Raw genomic sequence first — 22,683 nt, forward strand, 5'->3', positions numbered from 1 at the left:
GTTTTTATCCATACAAGCTGAAATGCATTTATAGAACGTTAAAAAAATGAGAACATCAATTTACAGGATTAGAGAATAATAAATAACTGTCTGCATGAGGATTTCTTTTGTTTTTTTTCTGAGCATTTAAACTTAGGATATCTGATACAGTTTAAGAGTAGCTAAATTGCAGCGCTTTAAGGCTTAGAAAAAACGCTAGTGCTAGAAGTAAGTACTGGCGAGGATTTCTTCTGCCTTTTTCTGCTTATTAAAGCTTTTGATATTTTATTATTAAGGGAATTTAAGAACAGCTGAATCGCAGTGTTGTAGAAAATACGATATTTAAAATATCTACTTCTTTCTAGGTTATACAAGAAGTTTAATTGCAATTATTGATCATTCAAATATATAATCTGTTGAGACTTATGTAATCTTTATAGATGAAAGAAAAAGAAAGACAATTTAGTTTTACATCGGAAAATCTTGAGAAGGCAAAAAAGTTTATAAAGATGTATCCAAAAGGGAGAGAGGGTAGTGCTGTTATGCCTTTGCTATACTTGATTCAAGAACAATGTGGATGGGTTCCTAGATCTGCAATGTGCTACATTGCTGATATGCTTTGTATTCCACATATTCGTGTGTACGAGGTAGCAAATTTTTATACTATGTATAATTTAAAACCAGTGGGTAAATATCTTGTACAAATTTGCAGAACAACTCCTTGCTGGTTATGCAGTAGTGAAGAAGTTCTAGATGCCTTTAAAAAGAAACTAGGAATTGATGTTGGTGAGACCACTAAAGACAATCTGTTTACTTTAAAGGAAGTTGAATGTCTTGGTGCATGTGTTAGTGCTCCTGTTGTACAGATCAATAATGATTTTTATGAAAATCTTACTCCTCAAAAAGTAGAGAACATTGTAGTAGAACTTTCAAATAAGTAGATGAAAAGAAAGTTTTCATTTAAAATAACTAAGCAATTAGGTTCTGCAAGAGTTGGTACTATTGAAACTCCAAGTGGAAATATAGAAACACCGGCATTTATGTTTTGTGCGACAAAGGCTGCAATTAGAGTTTCAGATATCGAGAGAGTCAGCGAAGCTGGCACTCAAGTAATACTGTCTAACACATATCACCTAATGCTTCAACCAGGAGAGAATACCGTAGAAAAACTTGGTGGGTTGCACAAGATGATAGGATGGAATGGGCCGATGCTAACTGATTCTGGTGGATACCAGATATTTAGCTTAGGACACGGATCAGTTTCAGAAGAGATAAAGGGAATAAGAAAAAAACAAAAAACTCTAGTCAAAGTTGATGAGTATGGAGCAGTTTTTCGTTCTTACATCAATGGTAAAAGTTATTGTTTAACTCCTGAAAAGTCTATTCAAATTCAACGAAAGTTAGGTGCAGATTTAATCTTAGTTTTGGATGAATGTACCCCGTTTCACGTTAGCAAAGAATATACACAGAAATCAATGCTTATGAGCCATAAATGGGCTGAGCGTTCTTTGAATGAGTTTAAAAGAAATAATAATGGCAAACAAGCACTATATGGAATTAGTCAAGGCGGAGTGTATCAAGATTTGCGTAGAGAGAATTGTGATTTTATTAATCATTTACCATTTTTTGGTCAAGCAATAGGTGGATCTCTTGGTCAGAGTAAGAAGCAAATGCATGATATAGTTTCTTTTACTATGGAACATTTAAAAAGAACGAGACCTACTCATTTGCTTGGTATTGGTGGAATTGTGGATATCTTTCATGCAGTAGGGCTTGGAATCGATACGTTTGATTGTGTACATCCAACTCGTTTAGCAAGACATGGTGGTGCGCTTATTAAAGTGAAAAATAGGAATTCTATTATTTCGAAGTGCAAAGAGCATATTAATTTACGAAATCAACAATTTAAACTGGATAATAGTCCAATTGAAAGTGACTGTCTATGTTTTACTTGCAGAAAGCATTCAAGAGCTTATATATACCATTTGTTAAAAGCTAAAGAACTGCTAGCCTACACTCTTATTACTATTCACAATATTTTCTTTATGAATGAACTGATGAAATCAATAAGACAAGCGATATTGAATAATAGACTAAATCAGGAAAGGAGTAACTGGGTTAGTGAAACCGTCATTTTGTAACCTTGTTTCTTCTTAAGTTTTTTCTTCATGCTGTTAGCTTTTTTTTCTTATTATTGATTTTGAAATTGTTACAATAGATAATTAACCTGTTAGTATTGGCCTTTTTATTCTTGATCGGTAAAATTATAAGATGAAGATATGGCTAAAGGAGATGATATTTTATTAATATTCAATTTTGGTAATACTGTTACTAATGGATGCATGTATAGTCGTTTTACTAGTAAATAGAAAGAGATTATGGTTTAAAAAATGGAGTGTCTAATAATGAATAGGAAGGTTTTTAAAGGATGAAGGTGAAATAAAAAAAAGGCTGAAACCTGTACTGTAATCTGCACTTTCAAGTAGAGTAAAGGTCAATATTGTATCGTCATATGTATGCTATGAAAGAAAATAATGGAAGATTATTTAAGTTTGTTTAAGGAGCAAGCAGTTGGTATTTTTATGTTTAGTGATTTCTAAGAGAATTATTATATTATGTTTCCAAAAAGACTCATAGAACAACAGAGTTAAGTTAGAGAAGATTTACACTATCTATAAGGCAATTGTGAAACATAAAAACAAACATGAAGTTGCTAAAGATCTGTTTTTGGTTTATAATAGTATAAATAGTATAAAGAAAATTAATAAAATTATTAAATTAATAAATAAAAAAGAGGAATGGCCTTGAAAAAAGTAGGCTGAGTATTAAATAAAGAAATACAAAAAGTCAAATTTAAGGGTGGTAGGCACTATAAATGAAAATGGTGAAATGGTAGGAGGTGTTAATTATCTAAAAAGTACAAGAATTTATTAATGCAACCTATGTAAGAACCTATATACCGAAATTTTAGGTATTCATAGTCATTGTTAAAAAAAGTTATTATCATTATTGCTTACTAAGAAAAAGGAATCAAGTACTGGTATAGTTGTTGATGAGATTAGGAGTAAAAAAAGAGGATGTTAAAGGTATATTATTGTCTGAAGGATAAACAAGATTAATGCACTCAAGACATTATGCAGCGTTGACCTATCAAGCAAATAAAATCTACCTGAGGAATTATCACTAAGTGGAAAATGAATATGTATTTTAAATTATTTCTCTTAGTACAAGTTCAGGGCAACCAAGGGTTTTTTTAGAGATTGTTATTCAAAAAATAATAGGTACTATTTGTAATTTCTTCGAAAGAAAATGATAACGAAAATTGAAAAGCAAGGCAATAGTGTAATAGAGGAAAAGTGAAGTTACTGTCAAAGGAAATAAACCAATGTAAATCTCTAAAATAAAAGTATACTATTGACGCCGTAGTCTGGTTATGAAAAGAAAGGTAAAAGATCAAAGATCTTATAAGTAGTTATAAAGGCAACCAGCTGGAACAAAAGGTATTAATGTTGTTGAGCCGTAATTTATAAAAAAATAGGTGTGAATTTTAACTCTATAGGAGGAGGCTATAAAGAAAAATATAAATTTAAGCAGAAGACTATTATTGCTTCTGAAAGCCATATGAAAAAGTGAAGATGGGGGATAAAGCTAAAGCTATTGAAAAAAGTTGATGATTTGATAACACATTGTTTAATTTTATAATGTGTAAGATATATATGACAAATTAGAAAAACTTATCTAGGTTGGGTTAAGTTATATGAGAGAGTAGTTGGTACCCGTCTCTTATTTCATCCATATGATAAATATCATAATATATAAAACTAATTTACTAAAAAAGTGGCACTTTTCTGTAATTTGAGTATAATTCTAGCTTTGCCTAAGCAGAAAGATGAATCATTTAATGGACTATGTTTTAACATCTCTTTCCTTACCGCTTTTTATTACTGAAAATTATTTGTTAATTACTGCATTGATTCCGATGCTTGGTGCAGTAATTATCTTTTTTACCGGTAGATGGCCTAGAGTAAGTAACAGTATTACTGTTGTCTCTTCTGTACTTCTATTTACGTATACGTGTCTGTGCACTTTATATTGGGCATATAGTGATTATTTTCAATTTATCCTCATTGATTTTGGTAATAATTTACATATTAGTTTAAAACTAGAGTCTACAGGAATAATATTTAGTTTATTAATATCATTTTTATGGATATTAACCAGTATATATGCAGTATGCTATATGAAGAGTAACTATCCTGGTAGTAATCACTCAAGTTTCTTATGTTTTTTTTCGGTATCGATTAGCTGTGCGATGTTTATTGCTTTTTCCGGAGATTTGCTTACTACATTTGTTTTTTATGAGCTTTTAACTATCAGTACCTATCCTCTTGTTACCTATAATGCCACAAATGAATCAGTGATAGCTGGACGCTATTATTTTGGCGTACTATTTTTTTCTTCCTTAGTACTATTTTTTCCAGTTCTTGGTTTCTTATACAGTGAATTTCATACTTTAGACTTTGTAAGCGATGGAATATTTAAATTTGACACTTCACTCATTACTTTTACTGCAGTATGTTTTACTATGCTGATTTATGGAATAGGCAAAGCTGCACTAATGCCAATGCATTTTTGGTTGCCCAAAGCAATGGTTGCACCAACTCCCGTGAGTGCTTTGCTGCATGCTGTTGTTGTTGTGAAGTCCGGAGCTTTTATCATCATAAAAGTTATATTGTGTATTTTCGGTATCGGTAATCTGCAACGCTTTGCACAACAAAATTGGTTTGCTGGAGGATGGCTGCCATATGTTGCGGGGTTTACCATTGTTGCTGCCTCGCTGATTGCACTCAAGCAGAAAGAATTAAAAAAATTGCTTGCTTACTCTACCGTTTCTCAATTATCATATATTATATTATCCGCTTCAATTCTTAGCGACTTCAGTGCAAAGGTTGCAATTTTTCAGTTAGTTTGTCATGCGTTTGCAAAAATCACTTTATTTTTTGTTGCAGGTAGCATAATAACGAAAACAGGTGAGAAATATGTGGATAGAATTCATGGCATAGGACGTAGTATGCCAATTGCCATGATAGCATTTACTATAGGTGCGTTATCTATGATAGGGGTGCCACCTGCTCCAACTTTTTGGGGTAAATTTCTCATTTTCCAAGCTGTCTCTGACTCCGGCGATTTATCACTTATTATATTTGTGATTCTTCTGTTGATTGTAAGCACTATACTCAATGCTATGTACTTTTTGCCAATAATTTACAATGCTTTTTTCTTAAAACCTTCCCAAAGGTTTTTCATTAAAAAAACACCTATTTTTCTAGTTTTACCACCGGTTATTACTGCAATATGTACTTTTGTTATTTTCTTTAGTTATCAAATAATATTTTAAAGTATCTGTCTTTTTGCTTTAGAACTTTAATTCTACTGTGAGTTGGTATCTAGATTTAGATGAATTATCGAAATATGTTCTTTGTCGAAACCTATATCTTTGATTGACATGCTATCAGTAATATTTAAGAGTTCTGGTGGAGAAATGATAGTTCTTTTATTAAAAGCTCTCATTCCTATAGCTCCAAGCTCTATGGCAAGTGGTACTTTTTTATCACCAACCTTCAACTGTGTTGTTTGATTTTTGATTATATATTTACCATCATGCCTCATTACGCTATATTTAATCGATATTTCGTCACCGCACTTTACTTGTTTCCCGGTTTTGTCAATTAGATCATCAAAAATCATCATATTATTTACTAGATCTGGATATTTATCTTTTACTTCAAGTAGTTTAACATAATAAGAACTAATGCTCGCTTCGGTATTATTAGTAGTACTGTTTACAGTAATTACACGTTCTCCTCCTTCCTTCATACCTATTGTTCCCAAACTTAACTCTTTCGAGTTGTTTTGACCTATTTTAAAAGTGACATTAGAGACTTGATTCAAAAGTGGTATTGCTAGATTGTTAGATATTTTATACACTTGTAATAGGACTTCCTGACCGCATAAAGCTTTGCTGCCGTTGCCTTCTGTGATTTCGTAAAAGCTTATCATATTTTCCTCTCTTTTTTGCTGTGTTATTTTTTCTAAATATTCTGTTATCCCATACTTTTTAATATAACGGTCAAATGCTGATTCAAGTATTGGTTTCACTAAATAGTATGCTATCGTCTGCACTAAGCTATCATGGGTAGTACTTATCTCATAAAGCTTGTCCTTTTTTTCTGGTTTGCCTTTATTTATGTGTACTATAATAAATACAAAAGCGGAAGTTAAGGTAAAAATTATTATCATGGAAACAATCAACTGTAATACAATTTTTTTAGCCATCTTTTTTTGCTTGATTCAATAAGTCATATAGGTATGACCAGTGTTTTCCTCGGAGTTTGCTGAGATTGTTTAAAGCTTGTTCGTAGTTTTCAGTATCATCTTCAGCTTGAAAGATGAGCCCAAGATTTATCCTATAGTTATATAATGCTCTACGTTGTTTATCCGGTGTATCTCCTACTATAGCACCTATTTTACATGGAGCTGCAAGTAGTTTTGCGGTTTTCATCAGATGCATTTTTTTTATTTTGCCAAAGTTTTTATCAGAATCTAAAACTTGCTCTCCTACCATTCCTTTAGTTCCTATCATCTGAGATGGTGATTTTATGATTTCATGGCGCTTATTACTATCCTTATTTGGTGAAGATAATATTTCAGAAGCGAGAGTAAAAGGTGCATCTTCAGCAACAAGCACTGCTGTTGCTTCATCAAATTTCTTATAGCAGCAGCTTAGCTGATTTTTGCTATTATTATTGCTATTGTCTATATATGGCAAGTCATCCTGAATCAGGGAGTGGGTGTGAACACATTTAACTGCTACAGCAATTGATATTGCTTCTGAATTGAACACTTGTGACAGAGCTGTAATTAAAAGTGGACGTATTATGTGTTTTGTGGGAGCGAAAAGCACGTAGTGCATTGCTAATATATGCTTGTTTTGGCTAACTTTAGATAAAATTTTATCTGTTTCTGCGATAAGTAAACTTTTTATTAACTTGTCTAACATTTTTGAATTTATTAGTTTTTTAGCGTATGATACTAAAATATGCCTTAGCTAGAGCAGTAAAAAGCTTTGTGATAGTTTATCAATCATAAAAGGTATTGCAAACATAAAGATTTTTTATAACATCAAAGGATAGGTTATTTTTTGGTAAAAAATGGATAGCGAACTAGCAAAAAGTACTAGAGAAGACATAGAAGAAAAAGTGAAAAAGATTGTGTTAGAACACATTAGTAAAGATGTAGAGAAGTTTGATAGTTCTTCAAAGCTTTCGGAGCATGGAGCAGATAGTTTAGATGCAGTTGAGATAATTATGGCAGCAGAAGAAGAGTTTGGAATAGAAATTCCTGATGAAGATGCTCAAATAATGGAAACTATGGAACAAATAGTTGATTATGTAGTAAAAAAACAAATAGTTAGTGGTAAATGAACAGAAGAGTAATAGTTACTGGTGTTGGCTTAATTACTCCACTGGCAACAGATGTTAGAAATACTTGGCTTAAGTTAATAGATGGTAAATCTGGTGTAAGAGGGATCAGCAGGTTTAATGCTTCTGATCTTGCTTGTAAAGTTGCAGGACAAGTTCCCTTACAACATGATAATATTGATCACTGCTTTAATTCATTAGATTATGTTTCTAAAAAAGATCTAAAAAGGACAGATCGTTTTATTCACTATGGTATTGCTGCTGCTGTTCAGGCAGTAGACGATTCACTAATTTTAGAAAGCCAAAATATTAATCGGGAACGTATTGGTGTTACTGTTGGTTCCGGTATAGGTGGCCTTTCATCAATTCAAGAAAATGTAATTACTATGCAGGAAAAAGGACCTAGACGTGTTAGTCCATTTTTTGTTCCTGCAAGTTTAATAAATTTGATATCTGGTCATATCTCTATTAAATATAAATTTATGGGCCCAAACGATTCAGCAGTAACTGCATGTGCAACAGGTGCACATGCAATAATAAACTCAGCAAGAACTATAAAACTTGGCGAAGCAGATGTAATGATTGCAGGTGGATCAGAAAGTGCTCTGTGTAGAGTGGGAATTGCGGGTTTTGCATCTATGAAGGCATTATCAACTAGATTTAATGATAAGCCTGAAGAAGCTTCAAGACCATGGGATAAAGAACGTGATGGATTTGTTATGGGTGAAGGAGCAGGTGTATTAGTTTTAGAAGAATATGAACATGCAAGGAAAAGAGAAGCAAAAGTATATGCTGAATTGGTTGGATATGGACTAACAGGGGATGCACATCACATTACATCGCCACATTTAGAAGGAAGGGGTGCATTCAAAGCAATGCAAATTGCCTTAAAGAGTGCGCAAATTAACCCAAATCAAATTGGATATATTAATGCACATGGCACTTCAACACCGCTTGGAGATAAAATTGAAGTGATAGCAATAAAACGGTTATTTGGTGAACATGCTTATAAAGTACCGGTTTCTTCCACTAAGTCTTCTATAGGGCACTTGCTTGGCGCTGCAGGGAGCGTTGAAGCAATATTTAGCATCCTTGCATTAAATAACGGAATTACTCCACCAACTTTAAATTTACATAAGCCTTCAGAAGGATGTGATTTAAATTTTGTACCGTTTAAGGCTCAAGAACACAAAATTCAATATGTACTTTCTAATTCATTTGGCTTCGGCGGCACTAACGCATCACTTATCTTTGGACAAGTATAATTCAGTTTTTTACTGGAATTGTTTATAGCTAAAATATACAAACATAGAGTTCTCTTATTTTATAGAGTAGTTACTTTTTATAAATTTTCTATCTTATACCATCTAAAAGTGCATAGTGAAGTTTAGATGGAAATAAATTTTGCTTTTCAGTAAGCTTATTGTTATTGAAAGATATTCAAGAAGCTTTTTTAGTCGATTGTGACCTAGATAAGTTGAGGAATAAATTTTATTTACTTTTGCAATATCTTAAGATCTAATGTCACTTTATCAGTAAAAAATATCAAAAAGGATTGTAATTTAGGCTAATATGTTTTTTACCCTTTTTCTTAAAATATTGCCTGTTTATATTACAATACTGATTGGTTGTTTGGCAGGGAAATACCTTAAAGTTGATAAAAATACTATATCTCAAATACTTTTTTATATAGCTAATCCAATAGTAATTCTATATGGAGTATCCCATACAGAGGTTAATTTAAAGGTAATTTCTTTGCCGATTTTAATATGGTTCATAGGTAGCACTATGTCCTTATCGGTTTATTATCTTTCTTCTTTTCTATTTAAAGATAACACGAAAAATATATTAGCATTTAGCTCAGGCAGTACAAGCATGGGTTATTTTGGCTTGCCAATTGCTATGACTTTATTTGATGAAGATTCAGTGTCTGTATATGTTGTCTGTTATATAGGAATGGCGCTGTTTGAAAATAGCTTAGGATTTTATATAGCTGCAAATGGTATATATACTGCGAAAGAATGTATGTTAAGATTGTTCAGGCTTCCTTCATCTTATGCGATGATTTTAGGCTTTTTTTTAAGTATATGCAATGTGCAAATACCTGCTTTTTTGATAGATGTTATGATGAATATTAGAAGTACATTTATTACATTAGGAATGGTGCTGTTTGGAGTGAGTATTGTACAAATTACAAATTTTAAAATAGATTGGAAGCTTGCTTTAACTACTATTACAGCAAAGTACGTGTTCTGGCCATTATTTGTTTTAGGAATTGTTCTGATAGACAAACATATTATAGGTATATACGACGAGAGTATATATAAAGCACTGATGTTGCTAGCTATTATTCCAGTTTCCGGATCTAGTGTGGTACTTGCTAATATTTTAAATTATCAACCAGATAGAGCTACTTTATTACTTCTCATAAGTACCACAGTGGGACTGTTTTACGTCCCACTAATGATATCATTATTTTTTGCTAAACTTATTCCTTTTTGATTAGAAACTTGGACAGTGTGACGTTATATGTACACTGACTACTGATTGAATATGGTCTTATATCAAACTAAGCTACGTAGTTCAATTATCCTACCACAATTTTGCTCGATTACATTTGCTACATTCAATATTCCAGCTTCATCATAATAGTTTCCAATTACTTGTAAAGCAAGTGGTAGCCCTTCACTAGAAAGTCCAACAGGAATAGAAATAGCAGGTAGGCCAGCTAAACTTGCTGGTACAGTAAAAACATCATTGATGCACATAATTATCGGGTCTGGCTTTTCATTTAAGCCAAAAGCTTCTGTCGGAGCGGATGGAACAAGTATGTAATCTACTTTCTCGAATGCTTTTATAAAATCATTCCTGATTAATGCTCTAATACATTGTGCTTTTTCATAATATTCATTATAATGACCTGAAGAAAGTGCATAAGCACCGATGAGGATTCTTCTTTTCACTTCTTTTCCAAAACCTTCTGCTCTTGTTAGTGAGTACATTTCTTCAAGGGTATCAGCATCAGCTCTGAATCCGTAATGCACACCATCGTAGCGAGCAAGATTAGATGAAGCTTCAGCAGAGCAGATTAAATAGTAGACTGGTATTGCATATTTAGTGTATGGCAAGGCAATATCAACAATTTTAGCACCGCTTTCTTTTAAATTGGAAGAAACTTTTTCCCAATAGTGGACGATTTCTTCTGAAATTCCATCCATTCTATACTCTTTTGGTATACCAATGCTTTTGCCCTTAATATCACCACTTATAAGGCTAGAAAACTTAGGTACTAGCCTTTCGCTTGATGTTGAGTCTTTATTATCATAGCCACAAATTGTTTCCAGCATTAATGCTGAGTCAGAGACAGAACGGGTTATAACTCCTGCTTGATCCAAAGAACTTGCAAATGCGATCATGCCAAAACGTGAACACCTCCCATAGGTTGGTTTTATTCCAACTACTCCACAATAAGCTGCTGGTTGGCGTACAGATCCACCGGTGTCACTTCCGAGTGCTCCAGCGCATAAGAATCCGGCAACTGCTGATGCAGATCCGCCAGATGATCCACCAGGTACAACCTTTTCCCCATCACTTTTCCTAGTCCAAACATTTTCAACAGGACCAAACCAGCTGTTTGTGTTTGCGGAGCCCATAGCAAATTCATCCATGTTAAGCTTACCAAGCATGGCTGCTCCGCTTTTTAGAAGCAATTTAGATACTGTAGATTCGTAAGTAGGAACGAAGTTTTCTAGCATTTTTGAACATGCTGTTGTTTTTATTCCTTTTGTGCAGAATAAATCTTTGACCCCAACTGGTATGCCCATGAGCGGTGGAGTTATATCGTCTTTCTGTTTTGAAAAATGTTCATCTGCTGCTTTAGCGGCTTTTATTGCTATTTCTGGAGTTTTTGTTACAAATGCATTTAGTTTCTCATCTTCAACTGCATTGATATGTACCTCTGTAAGTTCAACAGCGGAAAAATCTTTTCGATTGAGCCCATCACGCATCTCTGTAATGCTTAACTTTCTTAGTTCATTCATTAATATTCAATTTTTAGCAAAACATTAATTATAACAACAATAGGATAAAGGGTCTATACATTTATAGTTATAGCTAGAAATGTAATTAAGGTAACTTGGATTACCAAAATGAGTTTATAATTAAAGTTGATAGCATACTTTTGAAGTATCATCTCAATGTATATCATATGAATATTGTGATTTGATAGTTCCGCAGCAAAACACAGTGTTCCAAGCTTCTTAGAATTGGAATAATATAGTGTTTGTTGTTAAAATTTAGAATTTATTAGCCATTTTTATTTTAATATAATTAAATCCACTAATGTAAATAGTGAATTACTATTCTTAAATTTGACTAAATTGATTGTAGAAGAAAGAATTTTCAATAGGTCGTTTTATAACCTTAGCTATAAGCTAACTTACTATGCAACAAGCAAGGTTAGCTTGTAAAAGTAGTCTTTACTCTTTGTTTTGCTATAAAACAATTGAATTGACTTTATATGAGTAATCAATATAACTTAGTCAATTGCATATTGACTCTTTCGTCTAGTGGTTAGGACATCACTCTTTCACGGTGGTAACACGGGTTCAAATCCCGTAAGAGTCATATTGGGCTAACTAGTATGGTTGGTGTCATATCTAGAAGCAATGAAATGCTTTATTTTTTGGCCAGAAAGTTTTTATTTCTTGTTTTTGGCTTCTTTGATATTTAGGTTGATTGCTTAAGTTAAATTGGTTTTCTTACTATTATTAATTTTTCCTATCATTAACTCGGCAGCTTTTTGTTCGGCAACCTTTTTGCTAGAAGCACATGCAGAAACTCTGCCATGATTTTTTATGTAAACTGATATAGTAAATTCTGGATTATGTGCTGGTCCAGTCTGTTTTTTAAGTTCATACTTTGGTAAGGGTAGTTTATTTTTCTGTGTCCATTCTTGTAGCGAGGTTTTAGGGTCTTGAGGGGGATTGAGCATATATTTAGCTAGCTTTTCCCAATATTGGGTGACAAATCTTTCAACATTTCTAAATCCGCCGTCAATGTAAATCGCACCTATTAGTGCTTCAAGTGCGTTTTCTAAATTTTTTAGGTTGTATTTTCCTCCATTACATTGCTCACTGTTATCCATGATAATAAAATCACCCAATTTTATCACTTTGGCAACATTAGCAATAGTACTACCACAGACTAAGTCTGTTTTTCGTTTTGCCAACCTCCCTTCTTTTTCTTTAGGAAAGAGTTTAAATAGTATAGTAGACACAACCATATTTAGAATACTGTCACCTAGAAACTCTAGTCTTTCATAATTTTCAATTTGGTTTTTGCTGTTTCGTTTATTTAAGCTTGGATGGGTTAATGCTTCTTTTAGAATAGAATAATTTTTAAACCTATAGTTAATAATTTCGGATATAGTATCGTTTAAGTTTTGCATGTTTGTTATCTTGGAAAGAAACACTTCCTATTTTATACCTTTATATCAGAAAATTAGTTTTATTCTATTAAAATAAAGTTGCTAAAACTCACAATCACAACCCACTGCCTCACTGATGTTACTAAGTCCATCTCTTCTTATTAGCTCTGCAAGCTCCAGATTGATTTTATTCACGATTTGAGGTCCGTGATATATGAGAGCAGTATATAGTTGTACTAAAGATGCTCCTGCCTTTATTTTTTTGTATGCATCAATACCACTTGAAATCCCTCCGCACCCTATCAATAACATTTTGCCTTTGGTAAGTTTATACATATCACTCAATAGCTCAGTTGAAAGTTTGAACAACGGCCTGCCACTCAGTCCACCACTCTCATTATAATGAAAGTACAGATTATCTCGATTAACTGTAGTGTTGCTTACTACCAAGCCATCAATTTTATATTCTAATGCAAGCTCAGCAATGTTTTCTTTCGTTTGTTGGTCTATATCTGGTGAGATTTTTAGCATTATAGGAGTATATTTAGCACTGTTAATTGACTGCCTGGTTAGAGTTATGGATTTCAGTAATTCTGATAATTCTTGTTTATTGTGCAAGTTGCGTAAATTGGGTGTGTTTGGAGATGAAATGTTCAGCACTATATAGTTGCTTTTTCCATGTACCATCTTTATTAGGTCAATATAATCACTGATTTTGTTTTGTGATATGCTATTTTTCCCTATATTGATTCCAAAAATGTCATTATTAAGCCTAATTTTGTTTATTTGTTTGAGAAAGTAACCTATTCCTTTATTGTTAAATCCCAATCTATTGATTATTCCTTCATCTTGGGTTAACCGGAAGATTCTTGGCTTTTTATTTCCATATTGGGGGTATTTAGTTACAGTTCCAGCTTCAATAAACCCAAAACCAAATGAGAGCATGGAGCTTATAACTTCCGCATTCTTGTCAAAACCTGCAGCAAGACCTACGGGGCTCTTAAGTTTGTTATTAAAGAAGTTTACGTTTAAAGACTCAGGTAGGTGTTCTGTGGGTTTTTTGTAAGGTATCTTTTTTAGAATCATGATTACCAATGAATGGGCAATTTCAGGTGGTAACAAAAGCAGTAAGTTATGTAGTGTCATTCCTATAATGATACTCTTCAACTTATTTTCTATCATAAAATACTGTGGAAGCATAGCCGTAATTTTTAAAAAGGTGTTCTCATTGATTTTACTTGTAAATAATAGGTAAAAGCTTTTTTCACAAAGTTTATTATTGCTATTATCTGATTCTTCTTCTTATTTCGATAGTGAGAGACTTCAAAAAATTTAGCTCTGAGCACTTAAGTTGTTCAGTACTGCTTCAATTGAGATTATGAGGCGGTCTAGCTTGGTATTAAAATTTCTGAATTTAATAGAAACACTGGCTATCTTTTTGGAAACCAATGGCTTAGTGTTTAAGAAAGTAATTATGTTATAAAAGGTATGATTTCTGGTTGTAAAATCATGGCGGATTATTTTTCTTAAGCAGTGTTGATATGTTATAATTTTCTTATCTTAATGGTGCGAGATAGTTACTTTAGGAAGTAAAGAAAAAAACATTATAGTACGAGCAAGGGAGACATACTTTTTGAATTGCTGTAAATGGCGTTGATTAATGAAAAATTAACGTCTAAAGTAGTTGTTGTTAATGCTTTATAAAATAGTAAATGCGCTGAGGTTATTGAATTTAGGTCATATAGTAAAACTTTTGAGCAAGCAATTTCTCTGTTGAAAATAGTGGTGTGGTTAGTGCAACGAGTAAGTATATTATCTTCCATTTTGGGAACTTATAATGGGTGTAATACAGGATTTGGTAGTTACAACTAAAACTGTGGCAAGATTGTTAACTTGCTAAAGGAATTGAGATTTTGAACTCAATACATAACCAGGTAGACTTAGGTTTGTTAAGGTAAGTTAGTCACTAAAAATACTGCTAAATTAAGTAGTTTTTCAAGATATAGAAAACGAGAAAGGCCAGGACCGGAATTGAACCGGTATAAAAGGATTTGCAATCCTCCGCATAAACCATTCTGCCACCTAGCCGATTTTTATGCGTAGATATCCATTATATCTTTTAGCATAGATAAAGCCTCTTCTCTTTTTCTTTGAAAAGAGTTGCGACCAATGATTGAACCATTACCACCACCATGCTTAATTTCCTTTGCCTCATTATATATATCATTTGCTGATTTTGACTCACCACCAGAAAAAACTATTATTCTTTTTCCTGCAAAGCAAGATTTTCTGACATATTTAATCCTTTTAGATAAGGAATCAATATTTTCAACCTTTATTTTTTCTTTTTCTAAGTGGATAGTTGGAAGTTTTACTTTTATTATGTTCGCACCAAGCAAAGCTGCTACGTGTGCAGCGTAGGAAATAACGTCAACTGCTGTTTCACCTTCTTTGGAAATTCCTTCACCGCGTGGATAAGACCATAGTACTACTGCGAGTCCACAAGATTTAGCCTCAGATATGATTTCACAGGCTTCTTCTATCATATCAAAGCACTTAGCAGAACCAGGATATATGGTGAATCCAACAGCTGTACAGCCTAAACGCAGTGCATCTTTTACAGAAGCAGTGATTGCCTGATCGGAAGTTAAACTTTTAGAATGTAAAGAGTTCGAGCTATTGAGTTTTAGGATAAGTGGCAGCATTCCGGCATAAGTTGAAACACCAGCTTCAATCATACCAAGCGGGGCAGCGTATGCGTTGACTCCTGAATCAATTGCAAGTTGAAAATGATAATGCGGATCATAAGCATCAGGGTTAACTTCAAAGCTTTTGATTGGTCCATGCTCAAACCCTTGGTCTACAGGGAGAATTACTAATCTACCAGTTCCGCCAAGTTTTCCATGCATGAGAATACGAGTGAGGTTTGCTTTTACCCCAGGGTTTTCACTTTCGTAGTAACTTAGAATTTGTTTTACTTTGTCACTCATTGTTACTATAACTCAAATTAATTTTAAATTATAACAAGGGTAAAGCTTAGTACAAGAGTTTTGTAAACGATATTAAAAGTAATCTTATTTACTTGTTTATTTATATAAATCCTTAATTTTTTCCTTTAATTAATTACTAATTCAGTATCTTTCTTAATTAAGTAATTTTTTATTTCTTCTCCAATTGGTCTTTTTATTGGATTTGCTCCCATTTCCTTACTGTAGCCAGTTTGTATAAGGTAAAATTTTACTTCTTCCTTCACTGAGCAGATTATGTCTTTTTGCATGAGCTGTGTTTTTAGTTCATGAGCGAATTTATCCATAATATGCAGGATTATATCTATATTTAAGTCAGAGAAAGAAATAACAACATCGAGACGATTATGGAATTCATGACTAAAAACCTGCCTCTATTGCTTTTTTGCTATCACCAATGTTAAGATCCTTATATTTAAAACTAATGGAGTTTTTACTGCGTTCAGATATCTCTATGTTGGTTGTCATAATTAAAATTATATTAGTAAAGTTAAAACTTTATGCCTGTAGGTGCTTATAATACAATTATAATCTATGATTTGTAGTAATATATTAATAAATATCGCTTGTGAGCTTTCTTGATTTCATTAGGAAGTACGACATTATATTGACTGTTAGATACATTTTCTGTAAACAGTCTACCTTGGTTATAACTTATAATATATCCATGGGGGAACTAATTATTCTAGATATTGAATAAGATACTTTATATTTGGATATGTCAAAATGTACAAGATTCATATTCATATTTTTGCTAGCTGTTTTCATAAGTTCAGTTTTACCTATGCTTGTTGGTCTGTAAAGAGATAATTAGTTAGAGGTTTATTATAATTTTTCAGCTCGAATTTAGCATTTTTAATGAAATTAACAAGAGGTTCTATCGGCTTACCCTTGACCAAAAATTATCTTCTCGAGATTCTCTTTTAGAGGTTTGACTTTTGTATGTTATCAAATTCAGATCTATAAAATATGTTTGTAATCCTAGTGATAATTTCTTGATATCTTTGCTGTTTGCAATTTTTCGTTTGTTTTCTTTTGTAAATTGTAATATGCCTATGCTTTATCAGATAATGTCTGCACCACTAATATGTTTATATGAAAGTTTAATTGCAGCCTTAATGGCGTGTTTTGTATAATATACTACTACTTTCATAGTAGGACTTTGTACCGTTTAGTATTTTTATTGCCTCGTTAACAGAAGATTCTTTCATATTAATCTTTTGAAACCTTCTTACTAATGCTTTGTCCTTTTCAAAGCTATTGTTGTATTCTCTGTATGTAGTTGTACCTATACGATGCAATATGTGTACAAGTTTAAATGGATTACCAGTAGCATCAAGAAAGTTACCACTTGTTGAATCTGCTTCAGTAATAGTGTGTGTATTTCATCGATGAAAAGGATGCACCAGGTTTTGTCTCGATTGTTTTTATTATAGATTTTATTTTCTCTTTAAAGTTTCCTCTATAGGGAGTTCTTGCAAGGAATGAACCTAAATCTAAAGCATAAATTATGCTGGACTTCAGCGTATTGGAGGCACTACCTAATGCTAAATCTTTTTCAACTATCATAGTTTTACCAATATTTAGTCCCTGACATATAGAAAATTATTTTTTATGTCTTAATAAGATTTCTATAGTACGTTCTAATTCATAACCACGAACGATAACATAGTCTATTTTTCTTACTTCTTCGCATAATCATTTAAATTTTTGCAATAACTTTGCAGAGCTTTTTCATTTTTATAATAGCTTATCTTTATTTACTATAGTAGAGATATCGTTATTTTTATCAAATTTTTCTTTATGATTAGTAGTGTGTTCATATATATCATTTGAACATTTTATATTAGATATATGATAAACTAAATTAGAATTCTTTGTATTTTGTTTCTGCAATAGATCCTCAGTATATAGATCTGTTTAGATAAATTTCTACTAGAACATTTACTATTTATTTTTTCTTTCTAGGCTACAAGCTTATATTACGACTATATGTATTTATGCGTTGAAATAATGAATCAGGCCTAGTTCTATTGATGATCATTTCAGAAGTATCTTCTAGAGGACCTGTTATGTTATTACCATAATAGCTATTAATTTTGACACTATATCTATATCTTGATAGAATATTGTTTATATTGATGCTTATCTTGATGGACATCATTTACAATCACATCTTTAGTTAATGCTAACAGTAAATGTTCTATTTGTGTGTACTTAAAATTGAAAATCAGAAGTAATTGGCAATATTCTATTTAAACTGCCTTTAAATTTTTATAAATCATCTTTTGCTTTAGAAAATGGGAACTTATATATAATTGATAGCATACAATTATTAAAAAAACTGAGTCCAGTTTGTTGTAGATAAGCTTTTTGTAATATGTCACTTCTGTAGTGGTTTCGGTATGAAAGTTGTTTATTATTATGTTTGTAAGATACCATATATACTATACTACCTAATGTTGTACCTGTGATTTTCTAATAACACAACTGTTGTAATTACTTTGATAGCAGTGATTTTAGATACGATTCTCATTGTATCTAGTGTGTACCTGCAGCATCAAATAGTAATTAGGTCTATTTTATTCATTCCCTTGCAAAGGTTTCTAAAGACTGTTTTTGCGAGAAATTATACATTTTATTGTTTTTACTGCAAAATAGTTGCTGGGTGCTTTGTTTTTTTTGTTTCAATTTGTTATTTCTATTTGTGTGTGTTTTTTTGAAATATGTTGAAGGTGAAGTTACTTTACTTGTGAACATCTATAAGCTCCTATTTACTAGTTGTTTTTGTTATGTGAAAATTAAAACGGATGATCGTGCAGCGATATTGTTTATAGTGAGTTATTCTTAAGTCCGCTTATCATTGCAGTTGATGATTCAACATTGCTACTCACTTTTGATTGGAATGATTTGGTAAATATTGCAATATGGTAACCTAAATCATCAATTATTGTTTTTAAAGTTAGGTTTAGATTTTGGTAGTAAGTTATAGTGGTAGTAGGTACTTCTGGTTTATCTTTTCTGTTTTTTATATATCGAACTGATTAGAGAAACTGAAAGATAATACACCTTGAAATGCTTCTTTGAAGTTATTTACATTACTATTATTCCAATTTTCTATGACCACTGGAAAGCAGATAACCTTTTGTATGTTTTCTACATATTTCTTTATTACTTGAAAATACTCTGCTTTTCCTACGATATTTTTGTTTACATTTTCCTGGTCTTGACTGAGATGCTTCTCACTGAAAGTCATAATAATTATAATTGTAGCAATTTTATTTTCATCTCAGTATAGTGAGATATATTAAGCAAATATATCTTTCAAGATGATATACCATTTTGGTTTATTTTATTTAGATAACAGAAAATTAAGCTGTGCTTGTTTTCGTATATTAATTTGCCTGCAATAACAGATATTCTTCTTACTTTCATTTTTTGATAGTAATTTAGCCATGTATAAAAGCAAATACTGAGCATCCAAGCAATTGGTACTGCGTGTAACAAGGGTTCTCTTGTTAATCATATTGCTAAGTATATTTAATATGGTTTTGAAGTATTCTCTTCAAATTCTCATTCATTTCAAATAATTGTTTTTTCGGTTTGCTTAATTTTCTGTTCTGCATAAAATTTTTATGAAGTTCAGAAAATTCTATTGATTTCTATATATGAGTTTCTTGTGTGTTTTATCATCTTAGCGAAACAAACTTACATAACATTAGTTAAGATTAATTTGCTCATAAAAATTAAGCAAAAGCTTTCAAAATAGTGCTAAACTTAGGTTGCTATGATAAGAACGGTTGACGTACTGCTACCACTTACAATTGACCAGTTATTTTCATATGCAATTAAGGAAAATACTGAAATTTTAATTGGGGATTATGTAGTAGTGCCATTTGGCAAGAAACGCTTAATCGGCATAGTTTGGAAATATGGCGGCAAAGGCAATCGAGAATTGAAATTTATTGAGCAAAAGATTGATTTACCAAACATTAGACCAAAATTGATTGAATTTGCAGAGTGGGTTGCACGATATAATTTAATACCTATCGGTATGCTTGCCAAAATGATAATGGGGGGAGTGTTAAAGGTGGACCAAGTAAACAAATTGGTTTGTACTGAGCAGAAACAGGAAATAAGTAATATAAGCTGCCGATTAAGTGCCGAGCAGCAAATAGCTAGTGATAAAATAATAAGCAACTTGAATGGGTATTCAGTAACTTTACTTGATGGTGAAACCGGATCTGGAAAAACAGAAGTTTATCTCTCTGTAGTTGCGCAATTGATTAAGAATTATAGTAGTCCATCTACCGTTCTAGGTGCTGCTCAGACTTTGTCATTTCAGTGTGCAGACGTTGGAATTCAGGAAAGAAAATTAGTGTCAAGTATGCAATTGTATGAATGTTATAATATAAGATTGCTTTCTAACAAAAATGATGTTACTTTAGTATCAAGACGATGTAATCTAGAAAGCTTCATTGTAGATGAGCATGCTAGGATGACGTCAGAAAATGTTAAAATGACATCTGAAGAGCGTAATGCACAAGTTTTAATTCTTCTACCTGAAATTATTTTAATTTCGCAATTGATAAATCGTATCTGCGATCAAGTATCAAGAAATTTAGCTCAGTGGCATTCAGAGCTCACTCCAAAAACTCGTCGCAATAATTGGCTTAATGTAGCGAATGGAAATGTACAGGTAATTGTAGGGACGAGGTCAGCGCTTTTTTTGCCTTATAAGAATCTAAGATTAATTATTGTTGATGAAGAGCACGATTCATCTTTTAAACAAGAGCAAGGAACTATATACAATGCTCGAGATATGGCAATAGTCTTAGCTAAAATTGAAAATATTCCAATAATTTTATCGTCAGCAACTCCATTGCTTGAAACCATTCATCATGTTAAAAACGGTAATTATAATTATGTAAGGTTAGCTAAGCGTTTTGGTGATGCAGAATTGCCACTGATTAAAGTAGTAGACATGAGAAATAATAAGCAGTGGATTTCCAATCAGCTTTTTGAGGGCATAGAACGAGCTATAAAAAAAAATCAGCAAGTTATGCTTTTTTTAAATCGCCGAGGGTATGCTCAGCTTGCAGTTTGTAAAAAGTGCGGATACAAAATTTCCTGCTTAAATTGTTCTGTTTGGCTTACGTATTACAAAAAAAAGAATGTTCTTTTATGTTATCATTGCTCTTATCAATTAACCCTTCCAGAAAAATGTCCTAATTGCGAAAGTGAACAGCCATTGTTTCTTTATGGTGTAGGGATTGAAAGATTACTTGAGGAAACAGTAAAATTAATACCAAACGCAAAAACTGTGATCGTAAGTAGTGATCAGAAGTCAGTGAGTAATGTTATTGACTTAATATTGAAGGAAGAAGTGAATGTTATAATCGGTACACAGATAATTGCTAAGGGACACAATTTTCCTAAATTAACTTTAGTTGGGGTAATAAATGCAGATTTAAGTCTTGAGAATTCTGATCTAAGGGCAGCAGAAAAAATGTATCAGTTATTGCACCAAGTTGCAGGAAGATCTGGAAGGTTTAACGAAAAAGGAATGGTAATAGTGCAGACAAATAATCCTGAAAGTTTGATAATAAAAGCATTGCAGCATCAAAAAAGGGACTTATTTTATGAACTTGAACTTGAGTTGAGATCTAAAGCTCAAATGCCACCATTTAGCAGGTTGATAGCACTTATAGTTTGTGGTAAAGATCAGATTGCAACACAAAAAGCAGCAAGCAAAATAGCTAGCTTTTTGCATAATCAGTGTTTAACTATTGCTCCTTCTTTATTGCCATTTCAGTGTGTGATACCAGAACTTAGAAGAAAAGAATTTGAAATTCTTGGTCCATCGCCGGCAGCAGTAAATTTCTTAAATAAGAAGTATCGGTATAGGATCTTACTAAAGATACATAATAAACATTGTTTATCCGTACAAAAGAAGCTGAAATATTGGATTCAAAGCTGTAACTTAAATTTAAGTACCACAGTTGTAGTAGATGTTGATCCTGTAAGTTTTTTTTAACAGATTTGTTACAAAATGTTGATCAAAATTGGATAATGTTTCGTTTACTCTGCAGTTAGTTCTATAATATTCATAGAAACTTCATAAGATATATTATTTATTAGCTAAATTTTTGACTTTTAACAGAATTTATTATGTTATTGATGTAATCAGAATAAGGGTACGTATGATTAAGTTAATTGTAAAAATTTGTTAAGCTAGTAACGAAAAAAGTATTGGTTTAATAATAAACTTTATTGATAATGATGAAATAGAGTTTGTTACTTGTTACAGATTTTAATGGGTAAGTGGTTCACATGTAAGAAATACGTGCTATATTTTCAGCGCTTTATAACACGAAGATATCAAGAGAAGTGGTAGTACACAAAATGCTGCTTCATTTTATGTAAAATCCTGATGAATAACCCACTAGAAGATGTGATGAAGTATTTAAAATAAGCAATAAATGATTATGTTAATAGCTTAATGAGGGAATTGGGATGAAGGACTTTATACTTACATAAACTTTCAGAATAAAAAGGGCTAAGTTCTATTGGGTTATTTAGCTCGAGGAAAAGCAAGAGCCACATTTGTGGTAGTATGGACAGACTAAGCTAAATCAGAGAAGAGAAAAGATGGATGTAGTGGTGGTTGATTGGTATTGTACTCAGTTTTTTCTTGGTGTTGGATTGGCTATATATTTCTTTAGTTAAGCTTATAAACAGGTTAAAACAATGGAATATGTTTGTTGCA

At 32.2% G+C, this 22,683-nt stretch carries 16 protein-coding genes and 2 tRNA genes; 8 read left to right on the top strand and 10 right to left on the bottom strand.

What is annotated here, in order from left to right; translation table 11 throughout:
* The first annotated feature begins 419 nt into the window (after window positions 1-419).
* The 3 genes from nuoE (at window position 420) to WOO_RS01615 (ending at window position 5,377) form a co-directional block, all read left to right on the top strand.
* Window positions 420-920 (top strand): NADH-quinone oxidoreductase subunit NuoE, encoded by a 501-nt coding sequence (gene nuoE / locus WOO_RS01605; RefSeq protein ID WP_014868943.1) that lies wholly within the window; start codon window positions 420-422, stop codon window positions 918-920.
* Window positions 921-2,120 (top strand): tRNA guanosine(34) transglycosylase Tgt, encoded by a 1,200-nt coding sequence (tgt, locus tag WOO_RS01610; protein WP_014868944.1) that lies wholly within the window; start codon window positions 921-923, stop codon window positions 2,118-2,120.
* Window positions 2,121-3,880: 1,760 nt separating this feature from the next.
* Window positions 3,881-5,377 (top strand): proton-conducting transporter transmembrane domain-containing protein, encoded by a 1,497-nt coding sequence (locus tag WOO_RS01615; RefSeq protein WP_025263947.1) that lies wholly within the window; start codon window positions 3,881-3,883, stop codon window positions 5,375-5,377.
* 32 nt (window positions 5,378-5,409) lie between these two features.
* Here the strand turns inward: WOO_RS01615 and WOO_RS01620 are convergent, their stop codons facing one another.
* Together WOO_RS01620 and WOO_RS01625 are read right to left on the bottom strand one after the other, a co-directional pair.
* Entirely contained in the window at window positions 5,410-6,315 is a 906-nt protein-coding gene (locus WOO_RS01620) for an FKBP-type peptidyl-prolyl cis-trans isomerase (protein WP_014868946.1), read from the bottom strand.
* Complete coding sequence (locus WOO_RS01625) at window positions 6,308-7,039, bottom strand: polyprenyl synthetase family protein (RefSeq protein ID WP_014868947.1); 732 nt, start codon at window positions 7,037-7,039, stop codon at window positions 6,308-6,310. Before WOO_RS01625 ends, WOO_RS01620 begins: the two co-directional genes overlap by 8 nt.
* Window positions 7,040-7,190: 151 nt before the next feature.
* Between WOO_RS01625 and WOO_RS01630 the strand changes: the two genes are divergently transcribed.
* The 3 genes from WOO_RS01630 to WOO_RS01640 all read left to right on the top strand — a co-directional run bounded on the left by WOO_RS01630 (window position 7,191) and on the right by WOO_RS01640 (window position 9,962).
* The gene (locus WOO_RS01630; RefSeq protein WP_014868948.1) at window positions 7,191-7,463 is read left to right on the top strand and encodes an acyl carrier protein; all 273 of its coding nucleotides are present in this window, start codon (window positions 7,191-7,193) and stop codon (window positions 7,461-7,463) included.
* Complete coding sequence (gene fabF, locus WOO_RS01635) at window positions 7,460-8,725, top strand: beta-ketoacyl-ACP synthase II (RefSeq protein WP_014868949.1); 1,266 nt, start codon at window positions 7,460-7,462, stop codon at window positions 8,723-8,725. The genes WOO_RS01630 and fabF overlap by 4 nt, the downstream gene beginning before the upstream one ends.
* Window positions 8,726-9,032: 307 nt before the next feature.
* On the top strand, window positions 9,033-9,962 hold the full coding sequence (locus WOO_RS01640) for an AEC family transporter (RefSeq protein WP_014868950.1): 930 nt from the start codon (window positions 9,033-9,035) through the stop codon (window positions 9,960-9,962).
* 62 nt (window positions 9,963-10,024) lie between these two features.
* Here the strand turns inward: WOO_RS01640 and gatA are convergent, their stop codons facing one another.
* Window positions 10,025-11,500, bottom strand: a complete 1,476-nt coding sequence (gene gatA, locus WOO_RS01645) for an Asp-tRNA(Asn)/Glu-tRNA(Gln) amidotransferase subunit GatA (RefSeq protein ID WP_014868951.1) — start codon at window positions 11,498-11,500, stop codon at window positions 10,025-10,027.
* A 514-nt stretch (window positions 11,501-12,014) separates the two neighbouring features.
* Here gatA and WOO_RS01650 point away from each other — a divergent pair.
* Window positions 12,015-12,086 (top strand) — tRNA-Glu (locus WOO_RS01650).
* A 115-nt stretch (window positions 12,087-12,201) separates the two neighbouring features.
* Here the strand turns inward: WOO_RS01650 and rnc are convergent.
* From rnc to WOO_RS01680, 7 genes are all read right to left on the bottom strand, one after another.
* The gene (gene rnc, locus WOO_RS01655; protein ID WP_014868952.1) at window positions 12,202-12,909 is read right to left on the bottom strand and encodes a ribonuclease III; all 708 of its coding nucleotides are present in this window, start codon (window positions 12,907-12,909) and stop codon (window positions 12,202-12,204) included.
* 81 nt (window positions 12,910-12,990) lie between these two features.
* Window positions 12,991-14,070 carry a quinone-dependent dihydroorotate dehydrogenase gene (locus WOO_RS01660; protein WP_044135404.1) on the bottom strand — a complete coding sequence of 360 codons (1,080 nt, stop codon included), beginning with the start codon at window positions 14,068-14,070 and terminating at the stop codon, window positions 12,991-12,993.
* Window positions 14,071-14,904: 834 nt separating this feature from the next.
* Window positions 14,905-14,976, bottom strand: a tRNA-Cys gene (locus WOO_RS01665).
* A gap of 5 nt (window positions 14,977-14,981) precedes the next feature.
* The gene (locus WOO_RS01670) at window positions 14,982-15,878 is read right to left on the bottom strand and encodes a class I fructose-bisphosphate aldolase (RefSeq protein WP_014868954.1); all 897 of its coding nucleotides are present in this window, start codon (window positions 15,876-15,878) and stop codon (window positions 14,982-14,984) included.
* Window positions 15,879-16,003: 125 nt separating this feature from the next.
* Window positions 16,004-16,243: a hypothetical protein gene (locus WOO_RS04170; protein WP_369336060.1), complete on the bottom strand. Its 240-nt coding sequence runs from the start codon at window positions 16,241-16,243 to the stop codon at window positions 16,004-16,006.
* A 1,036-nt stretch (window positions 16,244-17,279) separates the two neighbouring features.
* The gene (locus tag WOO_RS04175) at window positions 17,280-17,483 is read right to left on the bottom strand and encodes a hypothetical protein (protein WP_232500394.1); all 204 of its coding nucleotides are present in this window, start codon (window positions 17,481-17,483) and stop codon (window positions 17,280-17,282) included.
* A gap of 1,459 nt (window positions 17,484-18,942) precedes the next feature.
* Window positions 18,943-19,170, bottom strand: a complete 228-nt coding sequence (locus WOO_RS01680) for a hypothetical protein (protein WP_014868955.1) — start codon at window positions 19,168-19,170, stop codon at window positions 18,943-18,945.
* 531 nt (window positions 19,171-19,701) lie between these two features.
* Between WOO_RS01680 and priA the strand changes: the two genes are divergently transcribed.
* Window positions 19,702-21,951 (top strand): replication restart helicase PriA, encoded by a 2,250-nt coding sequence (gene priA / locus WOO_RS01685; RefSeq protein WP_014868956.1) that lies wholly within the window; start codon window positions 19,702-19,704, stop codon window positions 21,949-21,951.
* The last annotated feature ends 732 nt before the right edge of the window (window positions 21,952-22,683 follow it).

Source organism: Wolbachia endosymbiont of Onchocerca ochengi (assembly GCF_000306885.1).
Taxonomy (GTDB): domain Bacteria; phylum Pseudomonadota; class Alphaproteobacteria; order Rickettsiales; family Anaplasmataceae; genus Wolbachia.

What these genes read in the sequence shown, in the direction of transcription:
- rnc (WP_014868952.1), bottom strand. Translation starts at nt 12,909, where the DNA reads ATGCAAAACTTAAACGATACTATATCCGAAATTATTAACTATAGGTTT.
- priA (WP_014868956.1), top strand. Translation starts at nt 19,702, where the DNA reads ATGATAAGAACGGTTGACGTACTGCTACCACTTACAATTGACCAGTTA.
- tgt (WP_014868944.1), top strand. Translation starts at nt 921, where the DNA reads ATGAAAAGAAAGTTTTCATTTAAAATAACTAAGCAATTAGGTTCTGCA.
- WOO_RS01625 (WP_014868947.1), bottom strand. Translation starts at nt 7,039, where the DNA reads ATGTTAGACAAGTTAATAAAAAGTTTACTTATCGCAGAAACAGATAAA.
- WOO_RS01670 (WP_014868954.1), bottom strand. Translation starts at nt 15,878, where the DNA reads ATGAGTGACAAAGTAAAACAAATTCTAAGTTACTACGAAAGTGAAAAC.
- WOO_RS04175 (WP_232500394.1), bottom strand. Translation starts at nt 17,483, where the DNA reads ATGATAGTTGAAAAAGATTTAGCATTAGGTAGTGCCTCCAATACGCTG.
- WOO_RS01620 (WP_014868946.1), bottom strand. Translation starts at nt 6,315, where the DNA reads ATGGCTAAAAAAATTGTATTACAGTTGATTGTTTCCATGATAATAATT.
- WOO_RS01615 (WP_025263947.1), top strand. Translation starts at nt 3,881, where the DNA reads ATGGACTATGTTTTAACATCTCTTTCCTTACCGCTTTTTATTACTGAA.
- WOO_RS01660 (WP_044135404.1), bottom strand. Translation starts at nt 14,070, where the DNA reads ATGATAGAAAATAAGTTGAAGAGTATCATTATAGGAATGACACTACAT.
- WOO_RS01640 (WP_014868950.1), top strand. Translation starts at nt 9,033, where the DNA reads ATGTTTTTTACCCTTTTTCTTAAAATATTGCCTGTTTATATTACAATA.
- WOO_RS01680 (WP_014868955.1), bottom strand. Translation starts at nt 19,170, where the DNA reads ATGACTTTCAGTGAGAAGCATCTCAGTCAAGACCAGGAAAATGTAAAC.
- fabF (WP_014868949.1), top strand. Translation starts at nt 7,460, where the DNA reads ATGAACAGAAGAGTAATAGTTACTGGTGTTGGCTTAATTACTCCACTG.
- WOO_RS01630 (WP_014868948.1), top strand. Translation starts at nt 7,191, where the DNA reads ATGGATAGCGAACTAGCAAAAAGTACTAGAGAAGACATAGAAGAAAAA.
- nuoE (WP_014868943.1), top strand. Translation starts at nt 420, where the DNA reads ATGAAAGAAAAAGAAAGACAATTTAGTTTTACATCGGAAAATCTTGAG.
- gatA (WP_014868951.1), bottom strand. Translation starts at nt 11,500, where the DNA reads ATGAATGAACTAAGAAAGTTAAGCATTACAGAGATGCGTGATGGGCTC.